Origin of the sequence: Bradyrhizobium sp. WSM2254, assembly GCF_000472645.1 — a bacterium.
Classification (GTDB): Bacteria; Pseudomonadota; Alphaproteobacteria; order Rhizobiales; family Xanthobacteraceae; genus Bradyrhizobium; species Bradyrhizobium niftali.
Map to the genome: position 1 here is coordinate 48,292 of NZ_KI421445.1, position 19,954 is coordinate 68,245.

Annotated in this window: 14 protein-coding genes and 2 pseudogenes; 4 read left to right on the forward strand and 12 right to left on the reverse strand. The window is 62.5% G+C overall.

Annotated elements, in window-relative coordinates; genetic code table 11:
* Positions 1-7: 7 nt before the first annotated feature.
* From A3M7_RS0139215 to A3M7_RS0139255, 10 genes and pseudogenes are all read right to left on the reverse strand, one after another.
* The gene (locus A3M7_RS0139215; RefSeq protein ID WP_049823971.1) at positions 8-1,354 is read right to left on the reverse strand and encodes an ABC transporter substrate-binding protein; all 1,347 of its coding nucleotides are present in this window, start codon (positions 1,352-1,354) and stop codon (positions 8-10) included.
* A 767-nt stretch (positions 1,355-2,121) separates the two neighbouring features.
* Positions 2,122-5,439, reverse strand: coding sequence for a molybdopterin-dependent oxidoreductase (locus A3M7_RS0139220; RefSeq protein ID WP_027548774.1), 3,318 nt, complete (start codon positions 5,437-5,439; stop codon positions 2,122-2,124).
* A 2-nt stretch (positions 5,440-5,441) separates the two neighbouring features.
* Complete coding sequence (locus A3M7_RS45665; protein WP_049823972.1) at positions 5,442-6,425, reverse strand: ornithine cyclodeaminase family protein; 984 nt, start codon at positions 6,423-6,425, stop codon at positions 5,442-5,444.
* Between the two features lie 19 nt (positions 6,426-6,444).
* Positions 6,445-7,107: a helix-turn-helix domain-containing protein gene (locus A3M7_RS0139230; RefSeq protein ID WP_027548775.1), complete on the reverse strand. Its 663-nt coding sequence runs from the start codon at positions 7,105-7,107 to the stop codon at positions 6,445-6,447.
* Positions 7,108-7,170: 63 nt separating this feature from the next.
* Positions 7,171-8,400, reverse strand: a complete 1,230-nt coding sequence (locus A3M7_RS0139235; protein WP_027548776.1) for an ABC transporter substrate-binding protein — start codon at positions 8,398-8,400, stop codon at positions 7,171-7,173.
* Positions 8,401-8,496: 96 nt separating this feature from the next.
* The gene (locus tag A3M7_RS51455) at positions 8,497-9,474 is read right to left on the reverse strand and encodes a branched-chain amino acid ABC transporter permease (protein WP_371090255.1); all 978 of its coding nucleotides are present in this window, start codon (positions 9,472-9,474) and stop codon (positions 8,497-8,499) included.
* Positions 9,475-9,534: 60 nt separating this feature from the next.
* Positions 9,535-10,410: pseudogene (locus A3M7_RS51460) on the reverse strand (branched-chain amino acid ABC transporter permease); the annotation flags it as partial.
* Between the two features lie 8 nt (positions 10,411-10,418).
* Positions 10,419-11,120 carry an ABC transporter ATP-binding protein gene (locus A3M7_RS0139245; protein ID WP_049823973.1) on the reverse strand — a complete coding sequence of 234 codons (702 nt, stop codon included), beginning with the start codon at positions 11,118-11,120 and terminating at the stop codon, positions 10,419-10,421.
* Positions 11,113-11,874 (reverse strand): ABC transporter ATP-binding protein, encoded by a 762-nt coding sequence (locus tag A3M7_RS0139250; protein ID WP_027548779.1) that lies wholly within the window; start codon positions 11,872-11,874, stop codon positions 11,113-11,115. The genes A3M7_RS0139245 and A3M7_RS0139250 overlap by 8 nt, the downstream gene beginning before the upstream one ends.
* A 139-nt stretch (positions 11,875-12,013) precedes the next feature.
* Complete coding sequence (locus A3M7_RS0139255) at positions 12,014-13,297, reverse strand: FAD-binding oxidoreductase (protein WP_027548780.1); 1,284 nt, start codon at positions 13,295-13,297, stop codon at positions 12,014-12,016.
* Between the two features lie 169 nt (positions 13,298-13,466).
* Between A3M7_RS0139255 and A3M7_RS0139260 the strand changes: the two genes are divergently transcribed.
* Positions 13,467-14,399 (forward strand): LysR family transcriptional regulator, encoded by a 933-nt coding sequence (locus A3M7_RS0139260; protein WP_198033902.1) that lies wholly within the window; start codon positions 13,467-13,469, stop codon positions 14,397-14,399.
* 257 nt (positions 14,400-14,656) lie between these two features.
* Positions 14,657-16,213, forward strand: a complete 1,557-nt coding sequence (locus tag A3M7_RS0139265; RefSeq protein ID WP_027548782.1) for an aldehyde dehydrogenase family protein — start codon at positions 14,657-14,659, stop codon at positions 16,211-16,213.
* Between the two features lie 53 nt (positions 16,214-16,266).
* Here the strand turns inward: A3M7_RS0139265 and A3M7_RS0139270 are convergent, their stop codons facing one another.
* Positions 16,267-17,481, reverse strand: coding sequence for an SGNH/GDSL hydrolase family protein (locus A3M7_RS0139270; RefSeq protein WP_027548783.1), 1,215 nt, complete (start codon positions 17,479-17,481; stop codon positions 16,267-16,269).
* Positions 17,482-17,645: 164 nt separating this feature from the next.
* On the opposite strand from A3M7_RS0139270, the gene A3M7_RS45670 reads away from it, so the two are divergent.
* The gene (locus tag A3M7_RS45670) at positions 17,646-18,167 is read left to right on the forward strand and encodes a hypothetical protein (protein ID WP_049823974.1); all 522 of its coding nucleotides are present in this window, start codon (positions 17,646-17,648) and stop codon (positions 18,165-18,167) included.
* Here A3M7_RS45670 and A3M7_RS50955 read toward each other — a convergent pair.
* Positions 18,109-18,255: pseudogene (locus A3M7_RS50955) on the reverse strand (IS5/IS1182 family transposase); the annotation flags it as partial. The gene A3M7_RS45670 and the pseudogene A3M7_RS50955 overlap by 59 nt on opposite strands.
* Before the next feature lie 1,199 nt (positions 18,256-19,454).
* Between A3M7_RS50955 and A3M7_RS0139280 the strand changes: the two are divergent.
* Positions 19,455-19,952: a hypothetical protein gene (locus tag A3M7_RS0139280; protein WP_245284426.1), complete on the forward strand. Its 498-nt coding sequence runs from the start codon at positions 19,455-19,457 to the stop codon at positions 19,950-19,952.
* Positions 19,953-19,954: the final 2 nt, after the last annotated feature.

Here is a 19,954-nt window from a genome sequence, read left to right on the forward strand (position 1 = left end):
GTTTGCCCTAGAACTTCTTGCCTTCTTCTTTGAAGATCGCCTTCCAGTCCTTTACCAGGCCATCGAGCGCTTCCTGCGCGGTGCCCTTGTCCGCCACCACGTAGTCATGCACGCGCTTCTGTTCGGCTTGCAGGAGTTGCGCATAGGAAGGCTCGGCCCAGAAGTCGACGACCATTCCCATCGACTTCAAGAACTCGCCGGCAAACGGCGCGCTGTTCGGGAAGCCCGGATCGTTCAACACTGACTTGGCGCAGGAATAGCCGCCCAGCGCCCACCACTTCTTCTGCACATCTCCACCGGAGAACCATTTGATATATTGCAGCGCCTCGGCCTGGTTCTTGGAATAAGAAACGACCGAGATGCCCTGCCCGCCGAGCTGCGTCGCCTGGGTCGCGGGGCCGGCGGGATTGCTGAAGAAGCCGATCTTGTCCCCACCGACGTTCGGATCCTTGTAGAGGCCCGGGAAGAAGGCGAAGAAGTTCATCTGCAGCGCGACTTGCCCCGACTTGAACGCATCAAGGCCTTCGGACATGTAGGAGTTGGATGCGCCGGGGGGCGTACAGCACTTGTAGAGCTCCTTGTAGGCCTCGAGCCCCTTCACGGCGCCGGGCGAATTGACGAACCCGTCCATTGAATACGGCTTCTTCGGATCCTGATATTGGAAGCCGTAATCATAGAGGTAGTTCGACACGCCCATGGTGATGCCTTCCGAGCCCCGCTCGGTATAGATCGAAGCGCCATAGACCTTCTTGCCGTCAATCTCGCGGCCCTGGAAGAATTTTGCGATGTCGCGCAGTTCATCGAGCGTCTTCGGCACGGCGAGATCGCGGCCGTATTTGGCCTTGAAATCCGCCTGGATCTCCGGCCGTGCAAACCAGTCCTTGCGATAGGTCCAGCCCACCGCGTCGCCCATGGCAGGCAGCGCCCAATAGTTCGGGCTGTTCTTCGGCCACTCGGAATAGCCGACCACCGTCGCGGGCATGTAGTCGTCCATACTGATTCCTTCTTTCTTGAAGAAATCGTTGAGCTTGACGTACTGACCGTTCTCGGCGGCGCCCCCGATCCATTGCGAATCCCCGATGATGAGATCGCACAGCGAGCCATGCGAATTGAGCTCGTTCAGGAAGCGGTCGGCATAGTTGGTCCAGGGCACGAATTCGAACTTCATGCCGACGCCGGTCTTGGCGGTGAAGTCCTTCGACAATTCGACCAGGGCGTTGGCGGGGTCCCACGCGGCCCAGCACAGCGTGATGGTCTTGGCCTGCGCATGCGCAGGAGTAGTCCCCACTCCGACACCGAGCGCGGATGCGAGAACTCCGCAAGTAGTAAGAAGCGCCTTCACTGTCTGTTTCATAACGCTTTCCCTCACAGTGGGGCCGGCCATCGACATGGCGCGACTCTCCAACCCGCTCGAATGCTTCGAGCAGAGCGATACAGTCCTTCACGGGCTGAACGACTAAACGGACGTTTCCTCGCGCCTGCCCGGATTCTTAGGGATTCAGCCAGGCTCGATTTGTTTAGTGAACCACGAGATACTAAACATTGCAAGCAGGCTCTTCCGAGACGCCGTTATCTGACCGCGCGCCAGAAGCTGACGAGCGGGGTAGCCCGTAGGAAAACATTGCGGCGACTGCTGTGTGGACCGAAACCTCAAACCCGGCCGTGGTGGTGGTGAAGTCCGCCCAGGATGGCGCGTGAACTGATCACACCGGTTCGCTGAACCGGGCGAGAAACCGGCTCATCCCTGCTCCAGGATCGATGCGTTCTGACGCAATTGTAATAGTCCGCGTAGGATTTCAGATGCATCTCGCCCGAGACAATGATGTGGTCCACGCACTGCGAGTCCATGTGCGTTTTTCTGCAGCTATCGGGCAAGTCACACCTCGCGCCGGAACAGTCGCATGTCCGCGCGCATCAGATCTGGATGGGTGATCACGCTTGCGATGCACGAGCCGCGAGCTATGGCGCAGATGATCTCCCTCACCTCGCGGTTGAATTCGCCGAGCGGGACTGGCCAAGTTGTCGGCCTCGTGTCCGGGGATTGGTGAACGTGCGCGTAACGTCAGCTTTGGCCTCGAAACCCGGCGCCTCCGATTTTGAAATCGCTTGGGGGCCTGCCCGTTATGCGTCGATGACAAGATCGGAAAGTGGGACGGCCTGGCATGTCAGGCAATGCCCCCCATCCAGATCCGCGCAATCGACGAAATGACGAACCTCGCCGGTCTTTATCGGCACGGCACAGCTTTCGCATTGTCCGACACGGCAACCACTCGGAAGCGTAAGCCCGGCGTCTTCTGCAGTCGCAAGGATGCTAATCAGCGGCACCTGCGGCAACCACGTCAGTGTTCGGCCAGAGCGGACGAAATGAATCCGGCGCGGCACGAGGCGGTCGAGCGCGGATGGCGCGGGCGAACGGAAACGTTCCCTGAAGATCTCGAATGCAGGCACGCCACACGCCTGGAGACCCGCGCTCACCTCTTCCATCATCGCATCGGATGCGCACATGTAGAAGCGCGCACGCTTGTGCAACAGTTCCGGATCGATATCCGACACGGTGAACCGGCCCTGCCGGTCAAAGCGGTCGCCGCATCGCGGCTGGCTCAAATAAGTGACGAGAGTCAGATTCGGAAGCCTCTGCCGCAGCGCCTCGAGCCGATGTTGGAACGGGCGGCTCTCGTTATCCCGGCAGCCATAGTGCAGCGTCACACGCGGTTCGTCGCTAGTTCCCTCCAGCGTTTCGAGATAGGACAGGAATGGTGTGATGCCGATGCCGCCGGCGATCAGAACGACCGGAAATTCGTTGCGCAGCGGCAGGACGAAGCCACCTTTCGGTGACTGTAGTTCGACAACGTCACCGGGCGCGAGCCCATGCCTGATCGCCGTCGAGACCCGCCCGCCCTCGATGTGCCTGACGCCGATGTCGTAGGCCTCGGGTGACGCGGCCGCGGCTCCGGTGAGCGAATAGGATCGGATCGCATCGCCCATCCGGACGCTGACATACTGGCCCGGCCGGAAAGCGGGAAGCGAGCCACCGTCGACGGGCCGCAATGTCAGCCCGACCACATCGGAACATTCCTCGCGACGCTCCGCGACGGCGAATGACCGCCAGCCCTGCCAGGACGTACTCTCCTCAGGTGCGACATCGCAGGCAAAAGAGCGCAGCGCCAGTGCCCCGCTCAGGGGATCGCGGCCATCTTCAGCGATGATGGCGTTGAAACTCGCACCGACAGGCTGTGTCGCATCCGGAAGATAGCCCGGAAGGCCAAGATCCGGCGCCGGCTGCCACCAGCCATAATCGCTCGCCACCACATCCTGCGCGAGCGCATCGTTAAAGATGGCCCGCATCCGGATCGCGCCCATGCGGCTGCTGACGCGCATCCAGTCACCTTCCTGGATACGCCTGCGGCGGGCGAGTTCAGGATGAATCTCGGCCGTCGGCTCCGCGCGCTTGCGACGCAACGCATTGATGCCCCGATGCTGGCTATGGCAGAAATAGCCGCTATTGGCGGAGAACAGCGTCAGCGGAAACGCCTCGTCACGACGCTCGGCCGGCTCGATGAAGCGCGGTACCGCAGGGTAGCCATGGCGATGCAGCAGTTCCGAATACAGCTCGGCCTTGCCGGTCTGGGTGGCGAAGCCGGTCGTCTCATATTTGCGGTGGAGATGCTTGAGCGGCACGCGAATGCCCTCCGGCCTGGCCCGTAGCGCTTCGAGGTCGAGGCCGAGCGGCGCGAGCAGATGCTCAAAGCCTTTCTCGACATCGCCGTCGAAGAACAGTTCCCCCATGTCGAGCCGTTTGGCGAGCTGGAACACGATCCACATATCCGAACGGGCCTCGCCCTGCCGCGGAATCATCTGCGGGCGCAGCTGCACCAGTTCCTGCGCCTCGGGCGAAATCTCGAAGCCCAGGCGTAGCGCCTCGTGCTCCCAGGGGCTCGAGACCGGCAGCACGATGTCGGCCACCTCGGCGGTCGGGTTCAGGAACAGATCGCAATGGACCTGGAAGTCGAGCGCCTTCAGCGCCTCCCGTCCACGCTCTGGCGCCGGATGCGACACGAGAAGATTGGAGCCGAACGCGAACAGCGCGCGCACGCGGTAAGGCTTGCTGGTCAGGGCCGCGTCATAGAAATCGCTGGAGGTGATCCAGCCGTCGGTAGGCGGGCCGAGCGGGCGCTCCGAGAGGCCGAGGGTGCGCGCTCTCGTCTCCAGCGGGATCATCGCGATGGAATGCAACGAGGGCACCGGAAGGCTGGGCATCCGGACATTGCCGCCCGGCGCATCGAAGCAGCCGGTCAGTGCATAGAGCGTTGCGACGGCGCGTTCGGTCTGTGAGGCATTTGTATGCTGTCCGAGCCCGGTCCAGCCGTGATAGCAAACCGATGCCGCAGCCGAGATCGTGGCCGCGAATTGCTCGACCTGCGCCGCCGGAATGCCGGTGATACGCTCGACCGTCGCGGGATCGTAAGGCTCGGCCGCCGCGACATAGTGGTCGAAACCGGTGCGGCAGGCGATAGGACCCTCGGGACCGATCACGTCGAAGTTTCCTTCCAGCGCAGCCACAGCTAATCCGTCCGCGGCGAGCGCCGCGCGACCCGCGGCCTCGTCCCAGACCAGGAAGCCGTCGCCCTCGAGCCCGATATCGCCGGCGCGCAAAAAGCAGCCGTCGCTGTTGCGGACCAGGAAGGCGGCATTGGTCCAGCGTCGTACGAACTCGGCGTCATAGGCGCGGTTGACGATCAGCCAGCGCGCCAGGCCAAGCGCCAGCGCGGCATCGGTGCCGGGGCGAATCCGCAGCCACAGATCGGCGTCGCGCGCCGAGCCGGTCCGGCGCGGATCGATCACCGCAAGCTTGGCGCCGCGCGCCCGCGCGGCGCTGATCGCCTCCGCCTGGGCCAGCCAGACATTGGCGGGGTTGTGGCCCCAGAGCAGGATGAGTTCGGAATTGCGATAGTCCGCCGTCGGCAAGCCACAGCCGAAGGTGAAGGCGTGGGCGTGGTCCTTGTGCCAGTTGCAGATCTCGGTGGAGAAACAGTTGTTCGGACTGCCGAAGCCGCGGACGAAGCGCTGGATCCAGTCCAGGCTGTCTGATGTCGAGGAAGAAGAGCCGGAGGTCACCGCGAACGCGACCGATTCCGGCCCGGTCTCTTCCCGGTAGCGCCCGAGCCGCTCGGCGATCTCGCTCAGTGCCTCGTCCCAAGATATCGGCACGAAGCCCGGATCGGGGGCGCCCTTCGGCGCGGTGCGTCGCAATGGCGTCTTCAGGCGCCTGGCCGAGTGCGCGATCTCCGGAGCGGCCCTGCCCTTTGGGCACAACGCCTTGCCGGTTGGATGAGCCGGATTCGGCTGCACAGCGACAAGCCTGTCATTCTCGACCACATTGAGCGTGCCGCAGCGGGAGCGGCACAACGTGCAGAAGCCAGGCTTTTCCTGCTTGGACATCGTCAGGCCTTCGTTGTCGGGCGCCCTCGCTCGGGAGACCGCACGAGGGAACTCGGATTGGCCAGCAGACTCGCGGCCGTGAGATCTTCGATCGCCGCGCCGACCGATTTGAACAGGGTGATCTCGTTGCGGTCAAGGCGACCCGACTTCGTGCCATTAGTCAGTTCATGGAGATCGCCGCAAATCCTGTCGGCGCTCCAACTTCCGGCGGCGATGGGTTGCAGCAGGTCTCCCGCCTCGGCCAGTGCTCCGGCATAGGTGTCGATGAAGACGCGGCTGCGCAAAACGGCATCATCGTCGCTTTCGCGCATCTGCGGTGTGAAAGCACCGACAAGGTCGACGTGGGTTCCCGGCCGCAGCAGTGCCCCTCTAACCAAAGGCTCGGTCGACGTCGTGGCGCAGGTGACGATGTCAGCCTGCGGCAAGGCCTCGGCAAGGTCGGCCGCACTGGCTGCGTTGACGCCCCGCTGGACAAGCGTATCGGCCAGGGCCAGCGCGCGCTGAGGATTGCGTCCCCAGACCAGCACCTTCTCGATCGGACGTACGGCGCAGTGGGCTGCGACGAGGTGAGGTGCGAGATGGCCGGTTCCGACGACAAGCAGTGTGCGGCTGTCGGTGCGCGACAGATAGTCGGATGCCAGCGCCGAGGCGGCCGCAGTGCGCCGGTTGGTCAGGGCTTCGCCGTCGATCATGGCGCGCGGCTGGCCGGTCTGGCCATCGAGCAGGAAATAGAGCGACGACACCGCTCCGAGACCGCGCTCGGCGTTCTGCGGAAACACCGTGACGAGCTTGACGCCGAGCGCCACGCCGCGAACCCAGGCCGGCATCGTCAGGAGACTGGCGGGCGCGCCGTCGACGCCGACCTCGTAGGCCTGCCGCAACGGCATCGGCTCGCCGTCGCGCCTGAAGGCCTCGCGCAATGCTTCGATCAGCTTGGGAAAGGCAAGCGCGGCATGGACGTCGGCAGCGGAGTAACTGCGCAGCATCGGTATCATCCCGTCCCAATCATGAAAGTGCGCTGATGCCGGTGCAAATCCAGATGACTTCGGCATCCTCCTTGCTCAACGACACGATGGCATGGCCCATCTTGCTGTCGAAATAGGTGCTGTCGCCTACCTCGAGCGTGACGGGAGCATAGAATTCCGTGAACACCCGGACGGTACCGGACAGAACGCACAAGAACTCCTCGCCCTCGTGACGCACCCAGCCAGGGAACTCGTCCAGGCTGCGCGCCCTGATCCGCGCCTTGAACGGCAGGATGTGTTTCTGCGAAAGGTCGGTCGCCAGCACTTCGTAGTCATAAGTATCGGTTGGATGCGGCTTGCCCTCGCCGCTACGGGTGACGCTGCGGCGGCCAAAGGGCGCGCTCTGGCGACGCTGGTCGAACAGCTCGACGATGTCGAGCTCGACCCCGCGCGTGATCTTCTGGAGCACGTCATAGGTCGGCGACATCTGGCCGTTCTCGATCTTCGACAGGGTCGAGCGGGCGACCCCCGTGCGCTCGCTCACCTCTTTTAAGGTCCAACCCTTGTCGATCCGTACGCGCTTCAGCCTCTGACCGAGATCGTCGCTTGTCTCGGCCGGCGCGACGTCCGCCGAGAAACGCGCTGGCACGATCTCGGCGGCCGCGGTCTCCCTCAGCGACGGTCGCGTCGCAGTCTTCTTCATCGCGGCTCTCTCCCTTTTATTGCGTAAGTGACGCCCGGCGGCGCGAAACCGCCGGGACTTGCCTCACTTCTTTACGAGCGGGCATTCACTCTGGGCAAGAGATTGAAAGGCCTGCTCCCCAGGGACCGTCGCCACGACATTATAATAGTCCCATGGCTGCTTCGATTCGGAAGGTTTCTTGACCTGGACCAGCAGCATGTCGTGGACCATGCGGCCGTCCTCGCGCACCTTGCCGCCCTTGGCGAAGAAGTCGTCCACAGGCAGCTCGCGCATCTTGGCAGCCACGGCCTTGGCTTCATCGGTGCCGGCGGCCTGGATCGCCTTGAGATAGTGCCGGATCGAGGAATAGACGCCGGCCTGCGGCGCAGTCGGCATGGCCTTGCGCACCTCGAAGAAGCGCTTGGCGAAAGCCCGTGTCTCGTCGTTCTGGTCCCAATAGAAGCCCTCGATGAACGAAATCCCCTGCGCGGTCGACAAGCCGATCGCGTGGACGTCGGTGATGAACACGACCGGCGCGGAGATGGACTGGCCGCCCGCGATGATACCGAACTCATTGGCCTGCTTGATCGCCGTCGTCATGTCCTTGCCGGCGGTGGCGAGAACAATGACCTTGGCTTTCGACGCCTGCGCCGGCAGCAGGAACGCCGAGAGATCGTTCGCGCCGAAGGGATGGCGGATGGTGCCCAGAACCTTGCCGCCATTCGCCTTGATCGCCTCGCTTGCGATCTTCTCGAGCGAATGTCCGAAGGCGAAGTCGGCGGTGATGATGAAGAAGGTGTCGTTGCCCTTGTCGATCAGGGCCTTCATCGGTCCGACCGCGTTGGAATAGTTGTCGTAGACCCACTGAAAGCCGGTCGGTGAGCACTGTTTGCCGGTCAGATCCGTCGTGCCCGGCGACGAGAACAGCGCGACGCGGTCGGTCTCGCGCGTCAACTGCTGCACCGCGAGCGCAATCGCGCTGTTGGTGACGTCCGAGATCGCGTCGACCTTCTCGTTCTCGATCCAGCGCCGGGCTATGCCGACGCCGATGTCGGCCTTCTGCTGATGATCGGCGCCGATGATCTCGATGGGCTTGCCGAGAACCTTGCCGCCAAAGTCTGCTGCCGCCATCTGCGCCGCCAGGAGCGAGCCCGGCCCATTCAGGTCGGAGTACTGGCCGGACATGTCGGTCAGTACACCGATCTTGACCACGTCGTCGCTGACCTGGGCCGTGGCCTGACCGCCGACGGCGAACGAACCCAGGAAGAGCGCGGCCGCGATCCCGCGCAAGGATTTGGAAGGCGTCTGTTGCATCATCTATTCCCTGTTGTCAGATCCACTCTCTCGAGCGGGTTTGGCCCGGTCCTGTCCTGCTCCGCCGGACGGCGAAGCTGTTCGAAATGTCTCTGCTCACTCCTGCGGCGCGACCACCACCTCGCGGAGCGCGGCGGACGCAGCCGGCGGTGTCCGGCGCAGGCGATGCCAGAGCTCGATCAATTCGCCGACGATGCCGCGCCGGAAGGCGAGCACGCAGAGCACGAAGATCAGGCCGTGAATGACGGTGACCCATTGCCCGAATGCCGCCAGATAGTTCTGCATCGCGACGACGATGAAGGCGCCGACCAGCGGGCCATAGAGGGTGCCGACGCCGCCAAGAAACGTCATCAGCAGCACTTCGCCCGACATCGACCAGTGCACGTCAGTGAGGCTGGCGAGCTGGCTGACGATCACCTTGGTCGAACCCGCAAGCCCCGCCAGAGCCGCCGAGAGCACAAAGGCGACGAGCTTGTAGCGATTGGTTTCAAAGCCGAGCGACTGGGCACGCACGTCATGATCGCTGATCGCCTTCAACACGCGCCCGAACGGCGACCCCACCAACCGCATGATCAGGAAAAAGCCGCCGAGGAATATCACCAGCACGAAGCCATAGAGATTTGCCGGCTTCGAAAGGTCGATGAGGCCGAACAGCATGCCACGAGGAACGGCCTGCAACCCGTCTTCGCCGCCGGTAAAGCGCGCCTGGAGCGCCACGAAATAGACCATCTGCGCGAACGCAAGCGTCACCATCGCGAAGTAGATGCCGCTGCGACGAATAGCGAGCCAGCCGGTGACGAGGCCGAGCATGGCCGCTGTTGCAGTCCCGGCCAGGATCGCAAGCTCGGGAGATAGCCCCCAGATCTTGGCGGCATGGCCGCAGACGTAGCCGGCCGAGCCCAGGAACATCGAGTGGCCGAAGGAGACGAGCCGCCCGTATCCGGCAACCAGGTTGAAGGCGCAGGCGAACAGCGCGAAAATCATCGCCTTCATCATGAAGCCGGGATAGACGACGAGTGGCGCGGCCGCGAGGCAGCAGGCGAGTGCCAGGAAGATCAGCGTCTGCGTACGCATCGACGGCGCGGTCGCCGACAGGCCGGACTGCGGTTGGCCCTGCGCCGCCTCGAGCTTCGAGCCGAACAATCCCGCTGGACGGATCAGCAGCACCACCGCCATCACGACAAAGACGACCGTCGTCGAGGCTTCGGGATAGAACGCCTTCGTCAGGCCCTCGATGATGCCGACGAGAAAGCCGGTCACGATCGCGCCCATGATCGAGCCCATGCCGCCGATCACCACCACCGCAAAGACGACGATCAAGAGATCTGCGCCCATCAGCGGACTGACCTGGTAAACCGGCGCGGCCAGCACGCCCGCCAGCGCGGCGAGCCCGACTCCGGCGCCGTAGGTCAGCGTGATCATGCGCGGGACGCGGATTCCGAACGCCTGTACCAGCATCGGGTTTTCAGTCGCGGCACGCAGGTAGGCGCCAAGCTTGGTGCGCTCGATGACGTACCAGGTGCCGAGGCAGATCACGACAGAGGTTACGATCACCCAGGCCCGGTAGTTCGGCAGAAACATGAAGCCGAGATTGCGGCCGCCCGTCAGCGCCTGTGGAATCGTATAGGGCTGGCCGGAGGATCCGAACCAGTTGCTGAAGGCGCCCTGCACCATCAGCGCGAGACCGAAAGTGAGGAGCATGCCGTAGAGATGGTCGAGCTTGTAAAGGCGCCGCAGCAGCAACACCTCGATCACGATGCTGATCGCACCGACGATGAGCGGCGCCAGGATCAGCGCCCACCAATAGCCGACGCCGAGGTAATTGAGCAGAAGCCACCCGCCCATCGCGCCGATCATGTACTGCGCACCATGTGCGAAGTTCACGATGTTCATCATTCCGAAGATCACCGCCAGCCCGAGGCTCAGCATGGCGTAAAACGCTCCGTTGATCAGCCCGAGCAGGAGCTGGCCATAGAGGACTGCAGAAGGGACGCCGAGGATCGTGGTCATGATGCCCTTTAAAGTCCGAGATAGCTCTTGAGCGCGCCCAGTCGGCCCTCGAACGCCGCGCCCGGAATTTCCTCGACGACACGGCCGAGCTCCATGATGTAGTGTCGGTCGGCTAGGCCGGCGGCGAAGCCGACATTCTGCTCGACCAACAGGATGGTGAAGCCGAGCGCCTTCAGTTCGGTGATCGTCCGGCCGATCTGGCTGATGATCACGGGAGCGAGCCCCTCGGTCGGCTCGTCGAGCAGCAGAATGCGCGCACCCGTGTGCAGAATGCGCCCGAGCGCCAGCATCTGCTGCTCGCCGCCGGACAGCTTGGTGCCCTGGCTGTCGAGACGCTCCTTCAGATTGGGAAACAGCGTGAAGATCTGCGCGACCGTCATGCCGCCGGCGGCGACCTTCGGCGGCAGCAGCAGGTTTTCGCGCACGCTCAGGCTCGCGAAGATGCCGCGTTCCTCCGGACAGAAGGCGATGCCCTTGCGCGCGATGTCGTAAGGTGCGGCACCGATGAGTTCGTGGCCATCGAGTGTGATCGAGCCCGAGCGCTTGTCCAGCAGCCCCATGATCGCCTTCAATGTCGTGGTTTTTCCGGCACCATTGCGGCCGAGCAGCGTCACCACTTCCCCGGCGCGGACACCGAAATCCATCCCGTGCAGGACTTTGGACTCGCCGTACCAGGCCTGGAGATCGCAGACCGCGAGGCTCTCACTCATGTGCCTGCCCCGTATACGCAGCCATCACGTCGGCGCGCGAGGACACTTCGGCATAGCTTCCCTGCGCCAGCACTTCGCCGCGCACCATCACGGTGATGGTGTCGGCAAGCTCGGCGACCACATTCATGTTGTGCTCGACCAGCAAGACCGTACGGCCCTTGCCGGCCTCTCGGATCAATTGCGTCACCCGCCCGATATCTTCATGACCGAGCCCTGCCATAGGCTCGTCGAGCAGCAGCACGCTGGGCTCCAGCGCGAGCGTCGTCGCAAGTTCAAGCACGCGCTTGCGGCCATAGGAAAGACTGCCCGCCATCGTCCCGGCATAGTCGGTCAGGCCGAAGCGCTCGAGCAACGTGTCGGCGCGCTCCAGCACGCGACGATGATGCGCAATCCGGCCGAGCAGATTCCAGGCGAGACCATGCTCGCGCAGCAGCGCGAGCTCGATATTCTCGCGCACAGTCAATCCGGCGAAGACTGCGGAGATCTGGAAGGAGCGCACCACGCTGCGCTTGGCCATCGCCGGCATGCTGAGGCGGGTGACGTCCTGGCCATCGTGCAGGATCGTGCCGGCTGAAGGCGGAAGGAATTTCGTCAGAAGGTTGAACAGGGTGGTCTTGCCGGCCCCGTTGGGGCCGATCACGGCGTGCATGCTGTTGCGGGCAAGGCGGAAGTTGACACCGTTGACGGCGAAGAAGCCGCCGAACTCGCGGCTCAGACCGCGAGTCTCCAGAGCGTAAACGGCGCCGTCCGTCATGCCTTTGCCCTGCTGACGTCTGGATCGCAGCTTGGAGAGACGGGTTTGGACCAGACCGCGGGTCCATCCTTGATCAAAAGTTTCCTATCGTCAACTTATTTCCTATAGGATCATTTTGTTGTGCTTCTGAATTTCGGGTCTACATCCGCGCCTCGATCATATGGACGAACTGCGCCCCGACCTCGTACAGCGCCGTCCTCGCGCTCCGGAAATTGGGCTTGATCGGCGTCGATGCCGGAAGCGGCAGGTCCTTCTCGTCGAGTTGTCCGAGCGCGTAGAGGGCGAGCAAACGCCCGAACGTCGTACCGGGCGCAATGCCGCGCCCGTTGTAGCCGCTGAAGCCGAACACGTTTTCGGCGAGCTTGTGGAAGCGCGGCAGGTGATCGTCGGTCATGCCGATCAGGCCGTACCACTCCGCTTCGAACCTGACGTCCCCGATTTGCGGGAAAAGCTTCTTGAGCGCCCGTCGTGCCCAGGATCGATGAACCGCAGCACCCGTCCCTCGGAGCGCGCCGCAACTTCCGAACACGAGGCGGCCGGCGCGATCGAAGCGAAACGAACTCAGCACCTCATTGGTGTCCCAGGCGCCTTGCCGTTCGGGAAGAATGGATGCGCGAACGTTGTCGGACAACGGCTGGGTGGCGAAGTTGAAATAGGGCAGATGGATCTGCTCCGTTCTGACTTCGGACCAGGGCCCTGTCGCATAGGCGTCCGTTGCCACGATGACGCGATCGGCGATGACGTGGCCGCCCGCAGCGTGCAGCTTCCACTTTCCGTCAACCCGCTCGGCCGAGGTAACCGCGCTGCGGGTGAATATCTTCGCGCCGGCATTCACGGCGCTGCGGGCAAGGCCCCGCGCATACGCCAGCGGCTGGATCGTGCCTGCGCGCCGATCCCACAACGATCCTGCATAGGCCGACGAGCCAATTTTCGCGGCGGTGTCGGCGGCGTTCAGCAACTCGACCGGCGCACCGCGACGGCTCCACTGCGCCGCACGCTGCTCCAGTTCCTGCAACCCTTTGGGTCCGACGGCGCAATGGAGCGTGCCGGCACGCTCCACCTCGCATTCGATGCGGTGGCGCTCGATCAGATCGAACACCAATTTCGGGGCATCGCCCAGCAATTCGAGAAGACGCTCACCGTAATCGCCACCGAGCACATCGCCAAGGACGTCCGGCATCACCCACATGCCGGCATTGACCAGACCGACGTTCCGGCCGGCCCCGCCAAAGCCGATCTCCACCGCCTCGAGCAGTGCGACGTTGGCGCCCGCTTCAGCAAGGTGCAGCGCGGCCGACAGACCGGTATACCCGCCGCCGACGATGGCAGTGTCGACCCTGATCGATCCCTTCAGTCCGCTCGTTTCGGGGGCCGGTGGCGCGGTCAACTCCCAAAGACCGTGGGATCTGGCGTTGTCTAGCATCGCCTCCGACGTCCTCGTCTGTTTCCGCCCGCAGGGTCGCGTTGTCCGAGGCGCATTGACTGGCTCATTCCAATTCGGCAAGTGAGATGCCGACCGCTGCAGGGGGCCGAATACCAGGACTGCGGGTCCGGGCGGTAATCTAGCGTTGCCAGTTGCGGCGGGCCAAGTCATGTTTGGTCAAGACCTCATTCGGCTGGAGAATGACGTGCAAGGCCCCCGCCGCTTCCTACCCTCACTGCCTCTGTTAACCGCCTTTGAAGCGGCAGCGCGGACCGGGAGCATCACGGCCGCGGCCAGGGAGCTGTCGCTGACGCAGAGCGCGGTGAGCCGCCAGGTCAAGGCGCTGGAGGAGCAGCTCGAGGTCGAGCTTTTTCATCGCGAGCGGCAGACCATCCGCCTGACCGTGGGTGGCGACGCCTATGCCCGCGAGATCCGCGACGCGCTGCGCAAAATCAGCACGGCTTCGCTCAATCTGCGCGCCAATCCGTTCGGCGGCACGCTGACTCTCGCAATCCTTCCAACCTTTGGCACACGATGGCTGGCGCCGCGGCTGCCCAAATTCCTTGCGGGTAATCCCGGCATCACCATCAACCTGATCACGCGGTTGTCGAGCTTCGACTTCAGGCTTGAGCCCGTCGACGCGGCGATCCATTTCGGGCGCCCGGAATGGCAAGGGGGTGAACTGGCGTTGCTGCGGTCGGAGACCGTGATCCCCGCCTGCAGCCCAGAACTGCGAAGGCAATATGATTTCAAGGAAGCAAGCGATCTCCGGAAGGCCCCTCTCCTGCATTTGACGACGCGCCCGGACGCATGGGAGCAATGGCTCACGCTCCACGGCGTGGACGCCCATGCTGTCCACGGCATGCTGCTGGATCAGTTCGCCACCGCATCGCAGGCGGCGATCTCCGGGCTCGGCATCGCGCTGCTTCCCGAATTTCTCATCGAGGAGGAGTTGAGTGCCGGCAAGCTGGTGCGCGCCCTCGACCTGCCGATGAAAAGCGCCGAGGCCTACTATCTGGTCTGGCCGACCGACCGGGCATCCCACCCGCCACTTGTTGCCTTCCGGGAATGGCTTCTCCTGGAAACGGCACCAGACCGCTGAAGGTCGCCGCCTGACAGCGTCAGGCCTGCTGGCTTGCACTCACCTGCGAGCGATTTTGGATTTCGCCCCCTGGTCATTCAGCCTCAGAATGACTTATTGAACTTCTATCGTTTGAAAATGCCGGGCCATTGTCCTCTATGAGGTTGGCGATCGCCTTCAAGGCCCGCGCTGCCGGAGAACGGTCATGACGTATCTCAAGACAATCGCTGACAGCCAACTCCTCTGAAATCAACGCGAGCCGTCGGAAAGAGTCCCTCATGTCAGACAAACAATCCGCTCATGCCAAAAACCCCTCGCTCAAGGCCGAGGTCGACGCGCTTCTGGTTGAGCTCGGCGTCGAGCCCGCCAGCTACACCGGTGGCACGCTGGTCTCGAAAACCCCGATCAACGGCGAAACCGTGGCGCAGGTCAGGCAGGTCGATACCAACAGTGCGACCGCAGCCATCGAAAAGGCTCACGCGGCCTTCCTCCAATGGCGTCTGGTCCCTGCTCCCAAACGCGGCGAACTGGTGCGGCTGCTTGGCGAAGAGCTGCGCAGCAACAAGCGTACGCTCGGAAGGCTGGTTTCCATCGAGGCTGGCAAGATCGAGTCCGAAGGCCTTGGCGAAGTCCAGGAGATGATCGACATCTGCGATTACGCCGTCGGGCTCTCCCGCCAGCTCTACGGCTTGACGATCGCCACCGAACGACACGAGCACCGCATGGCGGAGACGTGGCATCCGCTCGGCGTCACCGGAATCATCTCGGCGTTCAATTTCCCGGTTGCAGTCTGGTCGTGGAATGCCGCGCTGGCACTGGTCTGCGGCAACAGCATCGTCTGGAAACCGTCGGAAAAAACGCCCCTCACCGCCTTGGCGACCGACGCGCTGTTCGGACGCGCCCTGAGGCGCTTCAAAGCCGAAGGCGGGTCGGCCCCCGACGGACTATCCGCCGTGCTGATAGGAGGGCGCGAGATCGGTGAGGCCCTCGTCAACAACACCAGGGTCCCCGTGGTCTCGGCAACCGGTTCGACCGCCATGGGACGCGCCGTCGCTCCGAAGCTCGCGCAACGCTTCGCCCGCGCCATTCTGGAGCTCGGCGGCAACAACGCGGCGATCGTAACGCCGACGGCCGATCTCGACCTGACGCTGCGCGGCGTTGCCTTTGCGGCCATGGGCACGGCAGGCCAGCGCTGCACCACGCTGCGACGCCTGTTCGTTCACGAGAGCGTCTATGACAGCTTCGTGCCGCGTCTGAAGAAGGTTTATGCGTCCGTTTCGGTCGGCAATCCCCTCGCCGGCAACCTGGTCGGCCCCCTCATTGACGGTCTTGCCTACGAAGCGATGCAGCGAGCCCTCGGCGAAGCCAAGGCCGCGGGTGCGGGCATTGTCGGCGGCGATCGCGTCAATGTTGTGGGCGCAGAAGCGGCTTTCTATGTCCGCCCTGCGCTGGTCGAGATCGGCGGACAGACCGGCTCGGTCGAGCGCGAGACCTTTGCGCCGATCCTCTATGTCATCAAGTACCGCGACTTCGATGCCGTGATTGAATTGCACAATGCCGTTCCGCAAGGCCTGTCATCGTCGATTTTCACCAACGATCTGCGCGAGGCCGAAGCCTTCCTGTCGGCGCGCGGCTCCGATTGCGGCATCGCCAACGTGAACATCGGCCCTTCGGGCGCCGAGATCGGCGGCGCATTCGGCGGCGAGAAGGAAACCGGCGGCGGACGTGAATCCGGCTCGGATGCCTGGAAGGCCTATATGCGCCGCGCCACCAACACGGTCAATTATGGTCGCACGCTGCCGCTCGCCCAGGGCGTCAAGTTCGACGTCGATTGAATGGAAGTCGCCGTGAACGCGCCGCTGCAGACAGAATTTCGAGCCGGGACTTTTCATTGCAGTTGGTCCGCAGAGCGTACGCCGAGCCCTGTGGAGGTCTGAGATTGGTCGCCATTATCAAGCGCACTGGTCCTTCGCTTGAACATATCCGAGGCCATGAAAGCTGCGACTGCAGTGGAATATTCTTCCAACCCCTCAAAGCTAAAATGCATATCGCCCGGCCAATAGAACTCCTCGGGCCGCGACCCGAACCGCCGCCTCAACGGCTCAGTGGCATTGAAGAAAAGAAAGCCATTGTCGATACACATCTTCTCGACAGTAGAGCTGACGAGATCGTTCCAGACGTGCCCTTCGGCGTCGGGCTTCAAGTGCTCGAGATGAGGATGAAAGATGAAGAGCACCCGGCTCCCGTCCTCGGTGTAATCCTTCAGGATGTCAGCCAGCTCCTGCAGGTTCCGCTGGAAAGTCGAGAGCGGTTCTGCATATTTCCGTTCGAGATCGGCGCCGTGGTCCTGCGAATAGCCAAAGAGGATGAGGTCATCCGGTCGGTTTTTCTTGATCACCGCCGGCATATGTACGAAGGAGAGCCAACCTTTCGCCGCGAACCGCATCAGATACAGTGGATGCTCGCGAGCCTCCATCAGCCCGACGCTGCATGCATGTCCGATGGGTGAAGCCTTGACGCCAACATTCTGTCCGCGCTCGTTGCGGACAATCAACTTACGATATCGTGCGAAGTCGTCGTAGAGATCTGTCTCGTCCACGTCCACAACGATGTAATCGGGATGCACAATAGGCAACAGCTTCTTCGCCTGGGGCACGAAGATCGCCGGAGAATAGGACGTATATCCAGCATTGTGCGTCTTCAGACAGACCCCGCGTTCCTTCTTGATATATTTTGCAACGTGATACGGGAGCGTGTTCTCGTCATCATAGCCTTCCATGAAGGAATCGCCGAGAAACAAGACCGAAAGCGGCTTCCTACACCCCTCAAGTAGAGCCTTGTCGTCGATCACCCTGACACCGTTCTCGTCATAGTGCCTCTGGTAGCTGAAGCCAGTCAGGTCGCCGTAAATGCAGAGGTTCTGGCTTTCCGGAGCCGGCTTATGGTTCAGGACGTTGGACTCCCAGTTCAGATTGACACTCGCCATCTCCAAATCGAACAGGGGCCCAAAATACTGTTGCAGCCGCAGCCCGACCTCGAAAATCGCGCCCCAGGTGATGAGGAGCAACGCCCCCTGTCTGAGGAGGCGAAACCATGGCTTCATTGAAAATCTCCTAAATGAACTCCAAATGACTCAATAGGTGCATCGACTTTGGAACTGTGATTGCTTTCGATCAATAGATTCCTGATGCTCAAAGGGAGGGGGCAAACGGACAGCGCCCCCAGTCCCAGACACCTGATGGGGCAGCTTGGATTGTCCATGGACGCTTGGCCAGCTACGATGCCGCAAGCAATCCGCGAAAGTTCGTCCGCGACACCGAGTCCGGGTTCGAATCGAACTTTCGGCTTGGTGATGCCCGGGCGCTCGCTTTCTTAAACCTCCCGAACGGCTGGCATCACGAGCGGCTGTGGCCATGGGCTCTGGCCGCCGTCGTCCCCTGGAGCAGTCCGGCTTTGTTGCAGCCGCTAAACCGTTTCTGGACGAAACTTGGCTTGCTCCCGCACAGGATCGCCAACCCAATCGTTATGGGCCTTCTCTTTTACGGTACAATTTTGCCGACTGGCCTCGTCATGCGGCCGCGCGGCGGAGACCTCCTGCGGTTGAAGCGCGAGCCCGACGCCGCGAGCTATTGGATTTGCGCGCACGCCGGGGCCAGCGCCGGAAACGATGAGAGACCAGTTCTGATGATGGATTTTCTGGTCGAACTCTGGCGCTTCATGCGGGTGCGGAAGAACTTGTGTCGATCCTTTGTACCGCCGCGTCACAACCGGCGACCGGTGCATCCATGATCCGGTCCCAGACGCCAGCTCGCCGCCACCGAACGAAGTAACGAGTGGTGCGGGGACCGTAACGCTCCGGCAAGTCGCGCCATGACGACGAATGTCGAACCGCTACAATGAGCGCCGCGATTTATCCGAGCTTGGCCCGGGCCACCGATAACGGTGCCGCACTCAAGCAACTGAAATCCGACGGGTCTCAAGCATAAGCACGTCGCGCTCTACCCCACGATTACCAGTGCGAGCAGACCGGAGCCGAGCAGAGCGACGCCCACGAGCGTAACCGCCAAAAAAGCAAGAGATGTGAATTCTTCACGCATGTATGTGTAGCCAAGGAGTCACCACGCTCCGATCATCACAAGAGTGGCGATGCTCAAAGCCGAGCAGCACAGAATGATGACTGGCGCGATTAAATTCTGGTGAGACCGCATTGCTGGCTCTCCGAGTTAGAAGCATCGGAAACAGTAGGCCGGCAATGTGTTTCCCTGACTTCGAGGTTGCTGGAAAGTGGTTTCGATCCGATGTCATTTGTTTCGTCTTCGCGGGACGAATGAAGTCTCCTCACGGGTTCGCGAACGCGAAACGGAACCAGAGACCGATTCTCCCAATCTCGGATCAAACCTCAAGATGAGGCCACGTCCGGGTTGGTTTTTGACAGTTATTCCGAGGCCTCGATCGACTCGCTGGGCGTCGCATTTGCCGCTGCATTCTATGAGGCGACGTCGGGCGTCCGTAGAATGAACCGTCGTGCGCGGCCGCGCGCCCGGGGCCGGCGCGACTGAGACCTTCTGCGGATATCCCGATTCGATGCTGCTGCCCTTTTCCTGAATTGACATAGGGCTCGCTTATCGGCACGGTTTACGTCCACGTCTATGCTGGAATGATTTGCAGATCCGGCGGCGTCGGCCCGCAAACGTGCAAAACGACCGCCCCATTTGATGCTCCAGGCGGAACAACCGCTGAAGTTGATAGATGGCTCCATCGAGAACGGATACGGGCCGGCTTGATCACCAGATGGATGATGATCCCTCCCGCACTCATCCGCGCGCCCCCGCTCATCTCCTGGCGGACGATCACGTCGCCGAGGACCGAGAGCCGCAGCCACGCACCGATCAAGGTAACAGTGCGCCCATAATTCACCCGCCCCAGGGGGCCCCTGCCTTGTCGTCCACGCACTTCGGTTCCGGGCAGGAGGAGTCCGGACGTGTGACGGCCATTGCGAATTGGATACAGCGTGGACGCCGCAACTGGCGCGGGCACCTCCAGCGCGATCAACTCCCCGAGGCAACCGGAGGGTCGATGGGGAACATCGAGCGCTGGCTGCTCGCGTTGCTGAGCGTTCTCGTCATCGTGAGTTGCGTTTGCGCGACCATTGTCTTGATGCAGGCCACGGCGCTCAAGGCGGAGATCGCCACACTGCAACGCGAAATTATCGCGCTCAAGCTACGCGTAGCCAGGCTCGATCAGATCGCAAGCGCCAATGAGGCCCGTGACAAGCCAGGCACCGAAGCACCCAAGCCGCCGGCCGAGAATCGCCCCGACCAGGCTGTTCTCGTCCTATCGCGCGAAGAGGTTCAGCTGATCCGCGACTATATCAAGCCCGCCCCAGTTGCGGGCTCCGCAACTGAGTCGATCAAGGTCGGCGATCCCGTCACGGGAGAGACGATCCCGTTCCCTTCTCCCATCACTGAGAAGGTCCGCAAACTACTCGGCGCGAGATTTACCATCCGCAACGGCGTCATCGTCATTACCCGCATCGGCAGCCGTCAAGCCGATGTTGTGATCGGGCCCAATTAATG

Coding starts and splice junctions, on each gene's coding strand:
- A3M7_RS0139215 (WP_049823971.1), bottom strand. CDS start 1,354: ATGAAACAGACAGTGAAGGCGCTTCTTACTACTTGCGGAGTTCTCGCA.
- A3M7_RS0139220 (WP_027548774.1), bottom strand. CDS start 5,439: ATGTCCAAGCAGGAAAAGCCTGGCTTCTGCACGTTGTGCCGCTCCCGC.
- A3M7_RS45665 (WP_049823972.1), bottom strand. CDS start 6,425: ATGCTGCGCAGTTACTCCGCTGCCGACGTCCATGCCGCGCTTGCCTTT.
- A3M7_RS0139230 (WP_027548775.1), bottom strand. CDS start 7,107: ATGAAGAAGACTGCGACGCGACCGTCGCTGAGGGAGACCGCGGCCGCC.
- A3M7_RS0139235 (WP_027548776.1), bottom strand. CDS start 8,400: ATGCAACAGACGCCTTCCAAATCCTTGCGCGGGATCGCGGCCGCGCTC.
- A3M7_RS51455 (WP_371090255.1), bottom strand. CDS start 9,474: ATGCGTACGCAGACGCTGATCTTCCTGGCACTCGCCTGCTGCCTCGCG.
- A3M7_RS0139245 (WP_049823973.1), bottom strand. CDS start 11,120: ATGAGTGAGAGCCTCGCGGTCTGCGATCTCCAGGCCTGGTACGGCGAG.
- A3M7_RS0139250 (WP_027548779.1), bottom strand. CDS start 11,874: ATGACGGACGGCGCCGTTTACGCTCTGGAGACTCGCGGTCTGAGCCGC.
- A3M7_RS0139255 (WP_027548780.1), bottom strand. CDS start 13,297: ATGCTAGACAACGCCAGATCCCACGGTCTTTGGGAGTTGACCGCGCCA.
- A3M7_RS0139260 (WP_198033902.1), top strand. CDS start 13,467: ATGTTTGGTCAAGACCTCATTCGGCTGGAGAATGACGTGCAAGGCCCC.
- A3M7_RS0139265 (WP_027548782.1), top strand. CDS start 14,657: ATGTCAGACAAACAATCCGCTCATGCCAAAAACCCCTCGCTCAAGGCC.
- A3M7_RS0139270 (WP_027548783.1), bottom strand. CDS start 17,481: ATGAAGCCATGGTTTCGCCTCCTCAGACAGGGGGCGTTGCTCCTCATC.
- A3M7_RS0139280 (WP_245284426.1), top strand. CDS start 19,455: ATGGGGAACATCGAGCGCTGGCTGCTCGCGTTGCTGAGCGTTCTCGTC.